The following is an 11120-nucleotide window of genomic DNA, read 5'->3' on the forward strand; positions in this document are numbered from 1 at the left end:
TGACGGATAAGCGATAATCGTCGTTTATATCTTGCCGATGACGTCAAATCCCGCCATGTCCGCCACCGACTTCGTACTGCGCCCCGCCACTTCCGACGACTGCGAGACCTTGCTCGCGCTGATCACGGGACTGGCCGAATACGAGAAACTCACCCACCTGGTCGAAGCCACGCCAGAAAAACTGCGCGAAGCGCTGTTTGGCCCGCGCCCGCACGCGGAGGCCGTGCTGGTAGAGGTTCAAGGTGCGCTGGGCCGGCAGGCAGTCGGGTTCGCCTTGTTCTTCCACAACTTCTCGACCTTCCTGGCCAAGCCCGGGCTGTATCTCGAAGACCTCTATGTCGACCCCGCCTGGCGTGGCCATGGGCTGGGCAAGGTCCTGCTCAAGCATCTGGCGGCGCTGGCCGTGGAACGCGGCTGCGGCCGCTTTGAATGGAGCGTGCTGGACTGGAACACGCCGTCGATCGAGTTTTACCGGGCGATGGGCGCGGACGTGATGCCGGACTGGCGGATCTGCCGGGTCACGGGGGACGCGCTGGCGAAGCTGGGCGCGGCGGAGTGACTCGGCACTTCCTACTGCGCGGGTTTTCTCCCCTCTCCCCCTGGGGGGAGAGGGGAGAAACAGCCGTCGTCATGGCGCGCGGCTTTGGCCCGTTCGCCGGCTTCGTCAAGCGCTTGGCGGGCGTAAAAAAACGGCGCATGCCTGAGCATGCGCCGTTTTTCTTTGGAGCCGAACGCTCAGACCACGATGGTCTGCGCCTGGCCTTCTTCGCGTTCGCGGATCTCGCCGATCTGCCACACGGCTTCGCCGGCAGCCTGCAGATGACGGATGGCGCGGTCGGCGTCTTCCTTGGCAACGATCACCACCATGCCGATGCCGCAGTTGAACACGCGGTGCATTTCGTCGTCGGCCACGTTGCCCTGGGCTTGCAGCCACTGGAACAGCGGCGGCAGGGTCCAGGCGTCGCGCTGCAGCACGGCGGTGACGTTCTGCGCCAGCACGCGCGGCACGTTCTCGGTCAGGCCGCCGCCGGTGATGTGGGCCATGCCCTTGACCGGCAGCGTCTCGATCAGCGACAGCAGCGGCTTCACGTAGATGCGGGTGGGCGCCATGATGGCGTCCTGCAGGCGCTGGCCGTGGAAGTCGCCGTTCAGGTCCGGCTTGGCCACTTCGATGATCTTGCGCACCAGCGAGTAGCCGTTGGAGTGCGCGCCCGACGAGGCCAGGCCCAGCACCACGTCGCCCGGGAGGATGGTGGTGCCGTCGATGATGCGGCTCTTCTCGACCGCGCCGACCGCGAAACCGGCCAGGTCATACTCGCCGTCGGGGTACATGCTAGGCATTTCGGCGGTTTCGCCACCGATCAGCGCGCAGCCGGACAACTCGCAACCGTGGGCGATGCCCTTGATCACCGTGGCAGCGGTTTCCACGTCCAGCTTGCCGCAGGCGAAGTAGTCGAGGAAGAACAGCGGCTCGGCGCCCTGCACCAGGATGTCGTTGACACTCATGGCGACCAGGTCCTGGCCCACGGTGTCGTGGCGGTTGAGCTGGAAGGCCAGCTTGAGCTTGGTGCCCACGCCGTCGGTGCCGGAGACCAGCACCGGTTCCTTGTATTTCTTGGACAGCTCGAACAGCGCGCCGAAGCCCCCGATGCCGGCCATCACGCCTTCGCGCATGGTGCGCTTGGCGAACGGCTTGATGCGGTCGACGAGCGCGTCGCCCGCGTCGATATCGACGCCGGCATCGCGGTAGGAGAGGCCTGCCTGGCCGGAAGTGGGGGATGCGCTCATGGGAACCTGCTTGTCCTGGAGTATGAAGTGAGGAATGCGGCGCTCACGACGGCGATTTGCGGCCGCGAGTCCAGTAGAATCGCAATTTTAACGGATACGGGCTTCCGGCTTCCAGTTTCCGGTGTCCCGTGTCATCAAGTATTGTCCGCAGCCATTCCCGATGAAGATGATTCCGGCAGCCCCAGGCCATTCTGCCCGCGCCCTACAGGCGGTCAGCGCACGCCAGCCGCGACGCGTTTACCTGACAGATGACCCGTACCCAAAGTAACCGATAAGTCATGTTTCCGCGCCCCAAGCAGCTTTCGCTTGAACTTGGCAGTCCGCCGCCCTCGACCTTCGAGAATTTTTTCGTTGCCGTCAACCGCGAGCCGGTGCAGCGCCTGCGCGACCTGGCCACGGCGGTGGCGCAGGAGCGGGCCGCCGACCGCCTGATCTACCTGTGGGGCGAGGTTGGCTCGGGCCGTACCCACCTGCTGCATGCGGTCTGCGACAGCGGCTACCAGGCTGGCATCCGTTGCCGGTACCTGAGCCCGCATCACGCCTTGTCGGATTTCATCTTCGACCCGAGCTGCCAGCTCTACACCGTGGACGATGTGGAGCTGCTCGACGAAGCGCGCCAGATCGCCGTGTTCTCGCTGTACAACGAGGTCCGGGCCCACGTGCGGACCGCCATCGTGGTGGCCGGCAGCCTGGCGCCGCTGGCCATGCCGGTGCGCGAGGACCTGCGTACGCGGCTGGGCTGGGGCCTGGTCTACCAGTTGGCGCCCCTGTCGGACGAGGACAAGATGGCGGCGCTGGTGCAGGCCGCGCGCGAGCGCGGGCTGCAGCTTTCGCCGGAAATCCCGCACTGGCTGGTTACGCGCAAGTACCGCGACATGCCCAGCCTGATGGCGCTGCTGGACGCGCTAGACACCTATTCGCTGGAGCGCAAGCGTGCCGTCACGCTGCCCCTGCTGCGGGAAATGTTTGCCGAGTTGCGCGAGTGAACCCGGGACTGCGCGCCAGCGCGCGTGGCCCATGGCATGCACCGTGCTTGACTTTGTTGGCATCCAGAGACGTTTAGAAAACCGTCACAGTCACGTTAATGTAAAATCGCCGCCCATGAATCTGGCATTGTTCGACCTCGACCACACCTTGCTCCCGACTGACAGCGACCACGAATGGGGCCGCTTCCTGGTGCGCCTGGGCGTTGTCGACGAGGAATTCTACCGCCGCAGGAACGACGAGTTCTTCGGCCATTACAAGGCTGGCACCCTGGATATCCAGGCTTTCCTGCGTTTCGCCCTGGCGCCGCTGGCGGCCAATCCGCGCGAGCGCCTGGAAGCGTTGCGCAGCCAGTTCATGCGTGAAGTGATCGATCCGGTTATCACGCCGCAGGCGCGCGCGCTGGTCTACAAGCATCTCGACGCCGGCGACCTGTGCGCCGTGGTCACCGCCACCAATAGTTTCGTCACCGCCCCGATCGCGGCGGCCTTCGGCATCAGGCATCTGATCGCCACCGAGCCGGCCACCGCCAACGGCAAGCCCGATGGCGCCTTCACCGGGGAAGTGGCGGGTATTCCCAGCTTCCGCGAGGGCAAGATCACCCGGGTGGAAGCCTGGCTAAAGAGCATGGGCACCCAATGGGATGCCTTCGAAAACACCACCTTCTACAGCGATTCGGCCAACGACCTGCCGCTGCTGGAGAAGGTCAGCGAACCGATCGCCGCCAACCCGGACGATCGCCTGCGTCACCACGCCGCCGCGTCAGGCTGGCGCATCATGGACCTGTTCTGACGTGATCAAAAAGCTAATCAACCGGCTGCTAGGCAAGCCGGGCACCCAGCAGCGCCCCGTCAAACGCCGCGGCCAGCGCGCCCATGCGCCGAACATCGTTGCGCATGCCGAGCACCAGATCGACCAGTCGCTGATCTCGCGCAACGCCATCAAGGTTACTTCGACGCTGCAGCAGGCAGGCTACGAGGCGTTTATCGTCGGCGGCGCGGTGCGCGACCTGTTGCTGGGCATCAAGCCCAAGGACTTCGACGTCGCGACCAACGCCACGCCTGACCAGGTGCAGGCGCTGTTCCGCCGCTCGCGCATCATCGGCCGGCGCTTCCAGATCGTGCACGTGACGTTCTATGGCGGGCGCGAGCAGGAGATCATCGAAGTCTCCACCTTCCGCGCGCTGGTCGACGCGGTCGCCAGCGAGACCTTGCCCGAAGGGCGGCGCCTCAAGCGCTCGGAACTCGACAGCAAGACCCACGCCATCGACGCCTCCGGCCGCGTGCTGCGCGACAATGTCTGGGGCTCGCAGGCCGAAGACGCGGAACGCCGCGACTTCACCATCAACGCGATGTACTACGACCCGGCCCAGCAGTTGGTGTACGACTACCACCAGGGCATGGAAGACATCCGCGCGCGCACGCTGCGCATGATCGGCGACCCGGTCACGCGCTACCGCGAAGATCCCATCCGCATGCTGCGCGTGGTGCGCTTCGCCGCCAAGACCGGATTCACGATCGACGAGGACACCCGCCAGCCGATCGCCGACCTCGCCTCGCTGATCCACAACGTGCCCAGCGCGCGCCTGTTCGACGAGATGCTCAAGCTGCTGATGTCGGGCCATGCCTGGGCGTCGCTGCAGGAACTGCGCAAGGCCGGCCTGCACCGCGGCCTGCTGCCTCTGCTGGATGTCGCGCTGGAGCAGCCGATGGGCCAGCGCTTCGTGCAACTGGCGCTGGACAACACCGACCAGCGCGTGCAGGTTGGCAAGCCGGTCTCGCCGGGCTTCCTGTTTGCCGCGCTGCTGTGGCACCACGTGCTGCAGCGCTGGACCACGCTGCGCGAGGAAGGCGAGCATGCCATCGCCGCGCTCAACATCGCCATGGACGACGTGCTGGAACGCCAGACCGGCCAGCTCGCCATCCAGCGCCGCTTTGTCACCGACATGCGGGATATCTGGGGCATGCAGCCGCGCTTCGAGAAGCGCGTGGGCCGCATGCCGTTCCGCCTGATCGAGTCGCCGCGCTTTCGCGCCGGCTTCGACTTCCTCTACCTGCGCTGCGAATCCGGCGAGCAGCCGGCCGAGCTGGCGAAATGGTGGCAAGACTTCCAGGACGCCGATAGCCACGGCCGCGAAGACCTGATCGAGGCCGTGCGCCCGGTGCGCGGCGGCGGCAAGCAGGGCGGCGGCAGTGGCGGCGCGGGCCATGCCGAAGGCTTTGAGCCCGCCGGAGATGGCGACAGCGGCGAAATTGGCGACAGCGGCGGCCCGGCGCGCAAGAAGCGCCGTCGGCGCAGTCCGCGGAAATCGGATAAAGTTTCTCCGCGGAGTGATATGGACGCGAGCCAGGAATCCGGCTCCACTGCAGACCGGAAAACCGGCAAGGTACGCGTCCAGCCGGAGGAATCGTAATGACACTTGCCTTTATCGGCATCGGAGCCAACCTGGGTGACGCCCGGCAGGCCCTGAAAGATGCCATCGTGTGCCTGGCCCAGCAGGTCGGCATCACGGTGCTGGCGAGGTCGTCGCTCTATCGCACGGCCCCGGTCGATGCGACGGGCGATGACTACTACAACGCAGTGGTCAAGGTAGAGACCTCGTTCACCGCAGCCCAGCTATTGCGCATCTGTCACCACATCGAGGATCAGTTCGGACGCGAGCGGCCTTTCCGCAACGCACCGCGCACCCTCGACCTGGACCTGCTGGTCTTTGGCGACGAAATCCACCAGGACGAAAAGCTGGTGGTGCCACATCCGCGCGTGACCGAACGCGCCTTCACGCTGGTGCCACTGCTTGAGCTGGACGGCGAACTGGTCATCCCCGGCCTTGGCCGCGCGGCGGATTACCTGGCCGCGCTCAGCACGCAGCGTGTCGAGAAGATCTCCTTTTGCAAGTGCACGCGGCAGCCCGACGCGCGCAGCGATTCCTGAAGCCATGGCCGGCAGCGGCAAGCCGGCCCCGCTTCGTCCGCCCTGTACCGTGTAGTTCGCCCCCTTAGCCGACCGGACCCGCCCATGCTCGAACATCTGCGCCGCATCGTGGTGGAAGGCCCCATCGGAGCCGGCAAGACCGCGCTCGCGCAACGCCTGGCGCAAACCCTGCGCACCGGCGAATTGCTCGATGCGGCACGTGAAAATCCCTTCCTGGAACGCTACTACCGAGAGCCCGCGCGCTATGCACTGCCGCTGCAGCTATCCCTGATGAACCAGCGCGCGCAGCAGCTCAAGGCCTGGCAGGCGGCACTGCTGGCAGGCCAGCGCATGGTGGGCGATTTCCTGTACACCAGGGACCGCCTCTACGCCGGGCTGACGCTGCCCGAGGAGGAACTGGCGCTGTACGACGCCCTCGCCGCGCGCCTGCCGGCCCAAGGCCAGCGCGTGGATCTCGTGATCGTGCTGCAGGCCTCGCCCGCCTTGCTGCGCGAGCGTATCGCCCGGCGCAACGCGCCAGGCGAGTCCAGCATCGACGATGCCTACCTGGAGCGGCTGTCGGATGCCTATGGCGAGCTGTTCCATCGCTACGACGAGGCGCCGGTCATGATCGTCGACACCGCACACTTCAGTCCGGTAGACAACGACGCCGATTTCCGTACACTACTGTCGCGCATCGAAAACATGCGTGGCCGCAAGGCCTTTCTCAATCTCGCTGCGCCCTGACAGGTTCCCGCCTGCCAGCCTTCACCATAACGACAGCAGTCGCTGCCGCGAATCCCGCGGTCCCGTCCAAGGGCCGAGCGCCTCGCGCAGAACGAACTGAAAGGGGCAAAGGCCTTGCCGCACGGATGCAGATGCGTTGATGCACGGATCATGAATGCACTGCGGCATTGCGGCCAGCCCGGCTCCCGTCTCTCTACCGGCCCAACGTCATGAGCTACCTCCTCGACCCCTCCCGCAAGACCGTCACCATCCCCAAGCTGCAAGCGATGCGCGCCGCTGGCGAAAAGATCGCCATGCTGACCGCCTACGACTCCAGCTTCGCCGCGCTGCTCGACTACTGCGGGGTCGAAGTGCTGCTGGTCGGCGACTCCCTTGGCAATGTCATGCAAGGCCAGCAGACCACGTTGCCCGTGACGCTCGAGCAGGTCGTCTATCACACCGAATGCGTGGCGCGCGGCAACCAGAGCGCGCTGCTGGTGGCGGACCTGCCGTTCGGCACCTATCCCACCCCGGAAGCCACCTTCGCCAGCGCGGTGGCGCTGATGCGGGCCGGCGCGCACATGGTCAAGCTGGAGGGCGGCGACTGGCTCGCGCCCACCGTCAAGTTCCTGGTCGAGCGCAGCATCCCGGTGTGCGCCCACATTGGCCTGACACCGCAGTCGGTGCACGCGCTGGGCGGCTTCAAGGTGCAAGGCAAGACCGACGAAAGCGCGGCGCAACTCAAGCGCGACGCGCTCGCGCTGCAAGCCGCGGGCGCCCAGCTGATCGTGATGGAAGCGGTGCCGGCTGCGGTGGCTGGCGTGGTCACCGGCCTGCTGACCATCCCGACCATCGGCATCGGCGCCGGCGCGGATTGCTCCGGCCAGGTGCTGGTGTTGCAGGACATGATCAACGTCTACCCGGGCCGCAAGGCCAAGTTCGTGCGCAACTTCATGGAAGGCGCCGGCTCGATCGAGGCTGCCGTGCGCGCCTACGTGGCGGCCGTGAAGGACGGCAGCTTCCCGGCCGTCGAACACACCTTCTCGGCCTGAGCGCGCGCCGGCGATGGAGATCGGTGCCGCCACCGTCGCAGCCTTTGCGCTTCTGGCCAGCGGTGACGGCGCCATCTGGTTCATCGTCTGGACCTCGCTGGTGGTGGCCGCGCTCGGACTGGCGATTGCCACCGTGCCGGCCATCGGCGCGGCCTACCTGATCGCCACCCACGATTTCCCCGGACGGCGCGTGGTGGTGGTGATGGCGCAGGCCTTCCTTTCCTTCCCGACCGTGCTGGTCGGGCTGGTCCTCTACCTGCTGTTCACCCGCCACGGCCCGCTGGGCGAATTCTCATTGCTGTTTTCCCGCAGCGGCATGGTGCTCGGGCAGGCGGTGATCGGCTTCCCGGTGGTGCTGGCATTTGCCCTGTCCACCTTGCAGGGCGCGGATGCGCGCCTGCGTGAAACCGCCTGGGTACTGGGCGCCGGACGCTGGCGGACCTTGTTTACCGTCCTGCGCGAGCTGCGCTTTGGCCTGATGGCGGCGCTGGTGGCGGGCTTTGGGCGGGTCGTTGCCGAGGTAGGCTCGGCGTTGATGATCGGCGGCAACATCGAAGGCGCCACCCGGACCATCACCACCGCCATCGCGCTGGAAACCAGCAAGGGCGAATTCGCCCAGGGCATCGCGCTAGGCATCGTGCTGGTGGCACTGGCCGTACTGGTCAATGTGATGCTGGCGTGGCTGCAAGGCGCGGGAGGATTCCGACGATGAGCACGCTGCCCGCGCGCCGCACGCCTGACGGGCAGGCGTTGCCGCCTTCACAGCTGCCGCCGCTGCTGACGGTGCGCGGCCTGCGGCGCCAGGTGGGCGCGCGCCGCCTGTTCGATATTGCCGAGCTCGCCTTTCCGCGCGCCGCCGCCGTGGTGCTGACCGGCGTCAATGGCGCTGGCAAGAGCACGCTGCTGCGCATGGTGGCAGGGCTGGAGCGCGCGCCCGGCGCTACGGTGGCCTGGACCAGCGCGGACGGCACGCCGCGCAACGCCGCGCTCGATCCGCTGCCGGGCGCGCTGCGCCAGCGCATCGCCTACCTGCACCAGCACCCCTACCTGTTCCGCACCTCGGTACGCGAGAACATCGCCTATGGCCTGAAGGCGCGCGGCATGCCTGACGACGAAGTCAGGCGGCGCGTGGGCGCCGCGCTGGGCTGGGCCGGCATCACGCACGTGCAGGACACCGCCCCCGAACGCCTGTCCGGCGGCGAGGTGCAGCGCGTGGCACTGGCCCGCGCCAAGGTGCTGGAGCCCGATTTGCTACTGCTGGACGAACCCACCTCCAGCCTGGACGGCTACGCGCGCGAACAGGTGATCGGCCTGGTGCAGGACCTGGCCTCCGAGGGCCGCAGCGTGGTGATGGTCTGCCATGACCGCGAGCTGATCAACCTGCCGGGCGTGGTGCGCTGGAAGCTCGGCGACGGGCGGCTGGATACGCGCCACCCCTGAGCGCTTGGCTCAGGCTTTTGCCGGCAACTCCGCGGGTAACACGCCCCGCAACGAATTGGCCAGCGCCAGCGCCTCGGCGCCAAGCACCATGGCCCGCGTGACAACCGCTTCACGCACCGCCCCGCCCAGGTACCGCGTGCCATCGGCCAGCACCGCCGCGCGCATCACGCCGGGCAGGATATCGGCGTCCAGCGGCGGCGTCAGCCACCCGCCATCCACCTTGACGAACACCGAGCTGCGCCCGCCTTCGAGCAGTTCATCGCGGACATTGAAGAACAGGCTGTCGAACGCGCCAGCGCGTTCGGCAGCTTGCCAGCCGGCGTCATAGACGGCGCGCGCGCTGGTCTTGTGGCGGCGCAGCGCGTCCGCCACCGGCAGCGCCTGCGCTGCCAGCAACACCTGCGCCGGGACCGTGGCGAGCGGCGCCAGCAGGCCGTGGGCGACGGTGAAGCTGCCCGCCTTGTCCAGCGCCAGCCGCAAGCGCCAGGTGCCGGCACCAAGAACCGCCACGGACCCATGCACGGCAGCCAGCGCGCGGGCACGCTCGAAGCCAAAGCCGAAGCAGGCCGCGGAAGCCGCCAGCCTGGCCAGGTGCTGATCCAGGCGCTGGCACTGCCCGTCTTGCACCCGCATGGTTTCGAACAAGGTAAAGCCCGGATCGTGCGCGGTCAGGAAGCGCGCCTTCCAGCCGCACTCGGCAAATTCGCCCGCGGCGTCGCTGTCATGCACGATGCCGCCGCCCACGCCCATCTCGCCCGCGCGCAGTCCGTCGGCACCCTGCACGCCCAATACCAGCGTGCGGATGGCTACCGACAGGGCAAAGGCACCCGGCCATGCCTGCGCTTGCCCCGCGCCGGGCGCGTCGATCCAGCCGAGCGAGCCGGTGTAGAGGCCGCGCGGCGCGCGCTCCAGTTCGCCGATGATCTCCATGGTGCGCCGCTTGGGCGCGCCGGTGATGGAGCCGCAGGGAAACAGCGCGCGCAACAGGTCAGCCAGGCTGGTGCCGGCGCGCGCCTTGGCGGTGACGGTGGAGGTCATCTGCAGCACCTGGCCGAAGGGCTGCACCACGAAGCGATCGGGCACGGCTACCGTGCCAGGCACCGCGACGCGGCCCAGATCGTTGCGCAGCAGGTCGACGATCATCACGTTCTCGGCGCGGTTCTTGGCGTCGGCCGCCAGCGCCAGCGCGGCCTCGGCATCGCGTGCGTCGTCGCCCGTGCGCGGCGCCGTGCCCTTCATCGGGCGGGTGAGCAATTGACCCTGGCCGTCATGCCGGACGAACAATTCCGGCGACAGCGACAGCACCCAGCCATCGCCCGGCAGCCGCACCAGCGCGCCGTAGGGCACCGGCTGCGCGGCACGCAATGCTGAATAGAGCGCCAGCGGATCGCCAAACTCGGCAAAGCGCAGGCGCTGCGTGAAATTGACCTGGTAGGTGTCGCCAGCTTCGATCCACTGGTGGATGCGAGCAATGGCGGCATGGAAAGCCGGCTCCGGCGTGTCAGCCAGGACATCCATCAGGCCGGCTGGCTCATCCGAGGGCTGCGCCAGCCATTGCGCGACCTGCGCCTTGTCCAGCCGATGCATCTCCCTGAACCACAGCAGGCGCAACGCGCCATCGTGCAAAGGCAATGCCTGATCGACATGGACCGGCACGCCAACCAGCGGGCCGCCGAATTCGTAAGGCGCAAACAACGTGGCGTGCCAGCCTTGGCGCCAGCCTTGGGCCAGCAAGGCGTCGAGCGTGCCGAGGGCTGAGGCGTCTGGCAGCACGTCTTCGCGGGCGAAGCCGGTGTACAGGCGCGAGGATGCCTCGCCGGATACGGCGGTAGCGTCGTCGAGCAGGACGAAGGGCTGGGCGACGCTGGCCGGGCCGGATACGGGCGCTTGCGGGATTGAGGAAGAAGACGAGCGGGTCGGGGAGACAGCCACGGCAAATCACCAGCGTAAATTGAGGTCGCCAGGAGGCGGGCGATATCGCATTATCGCGCGCCCGCCCTCTCCCCCGGCCCCTCTCCCACAAGTGGGAGAGGGGAGTAAACCCACGGCACCTGAGAAGCCGCGGAACGGGCCAAAGACCGCCCGCCATGACGACGGCTTTCGCTCCCTCTCCGCTCGGGGGGAGAGGGCCGGGGAGAGGGGTGGCTAGGAGCCACCTGAAGCGAAGCCCACGGTTTGAGCGCGCCCAAAAACAAGAAAGGCCGGCCACGCATCTGCGCG

At 67.3% G+C, this 11120-nt stretch carries 11 protein-coding genes; 9 read left to right on the forward strand and 2 right to left on the reverse strand.

Annotation, left to right across the window (positions count from 1 at the left end):
- The first annotated feature begins 55 nt into the window (after nt 1-55).
- Nucleotides 56-559 carry an N-acetyltransferase family protein gene (locus ACYP5B_RS27760; protein WP_459571834.1) on the forward strand — a complete coding sequence of 168 codons (504 nt, stop codon included), beginning with the start codon at nt 56-58 and terminating at the stop codon, nt 557-559.
- Between the two features lie 176 nt (nt 560-735).
- Here ACYP5B_RS27760 and purM read toward each other — a convergent pair whose 3' ends face one another.
- Nucleotides 736-1788, reverse strand: a complete 1053-nt coding sequence (gene purM / locus ACYP5B_RS27765; protein ID WP_459571835.1) for a phosphoribosylformylglycinamidine cyclo-ligase — start codon at nt 1786-1788, stop codon at nt 736-738.
- A gap of 278 nt (nt 1789-2066) precedes the next feature.
- Here purM and hda point away from each other — a divergent pair, with 278 nt between their 5' ends.
- The 8 genes from hda (at nt 2067) to ACYP5B_RS27805 (ending at nt 8900) form a co-directional block, all read left to right on the forward strand.
- On the forward strand, nt 2067-2774 hold the full coding sequence (gene hda / locus ACYP5B_RS27770; protein ID WP_267604330.1) for a DnaA regulatory inactivator Hda: 708 nt from the start codon (nt 2067-2069) through the stop codon (nt 2772-2774).
- 115 nt (nt 2775-2889) lie between these two features.
- Nucleotides 2890-3564: a histidinol-phosphatase gene (locus tag ACYP5B_RS27775; protein ID WP_459571836.1), complete on the forward strand. Its 675-nt coding sequence runs from the start codon at nt 2890-2892 to the stop codon at nt 3562-3564.
- Nucleotide 3565: 1 nt separating this feature from the next.
- Nucleotides 3566-5185, forward strand: coding sequence for a polynucleotide adenylyltransferase PcnB (gene pcnB / locus ACYP5B_RS27780; RefSeq protein WP_400092739.1), 1620 nt, complete (start codon nt 3566-3568; stop codon nt 5183-5185).
- Entirely contained in the window at nt 5185-5703 is a 519-nt protein-coding gene (gene folK, locus ACYP5B_RS27785; protein WP_318230906.1) for a 2-amino-4-hydroxy-6-hydroxymethyldihydropteridine diphosphokinase, read from the forward strand. The genes pcnB and folK overlap by 1 nt, the downstream gene beginning before the upstream one ends.
- Nucleotides 5704-5787: 84 nt before the next feature.
- Nucleotides 5788-6429: a deoxynucleoside kinase gene (locus ACYP5B_RS27790; protein WP_267604338.1), complete on the forward strand. Its 642-nt coding sequence runs from the start codon at nt 5788-5790 to the stop codon at nt 6427-6429.
- A gap of 209 nt (nt 6430-6638) precedes the next feature.
- Entirely contained in the window at nt 6639-7460 is an 822-nt protein-coding gene (gene panB, locus ACYP5B_RS27795; protein ID WP_318230905.1) for a 3-methyl-2-oxobutanoate hydroxymethyltransferase, read from the forward strand.
- A 13-nt stretch (nt 7461-7473) separates the two neighbouring features.
- Complete coding sequence (locus ACYP5B_RS27800) at nt 7474-8172, forward strand: ABC transporter permease (RefSeq protein WP_400092737.1); 699 nt, start codon at nt 7474-7476, stop codon at nt 8170-8172.
- A complete protein-coding gene (locus ACYP5B_RS27805) occupies nt 8169-8900 on the forward strand; it encodes an energy-coupling factor ABC transporter ATP-binding protein (RefSeq protein ID WP_318230903.1) in 732 nt (243 codons plus the stop codon). Before ACYP5B_RS27800 ends, ACYP5B_RS27805 begins: the two co-directional genes overlap by 4 nt.
- A gap of 9 nt (nt 8901-8909) precedes the next feature.
- On the opposite strand, the gene pabB is transcribed toward ACYP5B_RS27805, so the two are convergent.
- A complete protein-coding gene (gene pabB, locus ACYP5B_RS27810) occupies nt 8910-10832 on the reverse strand; it encodes an aminodeoxychorismate synthase component I (RefSeq protein ID WP_459571838.1) in 1923 nt (640 codons plus the stop codon).
- Nucleotides 10833-11120: the final 288 nt, after the last annotated feature.

It is taken from the genome of Cupriavidus sp. 8B, assembly GCF_054589115.1.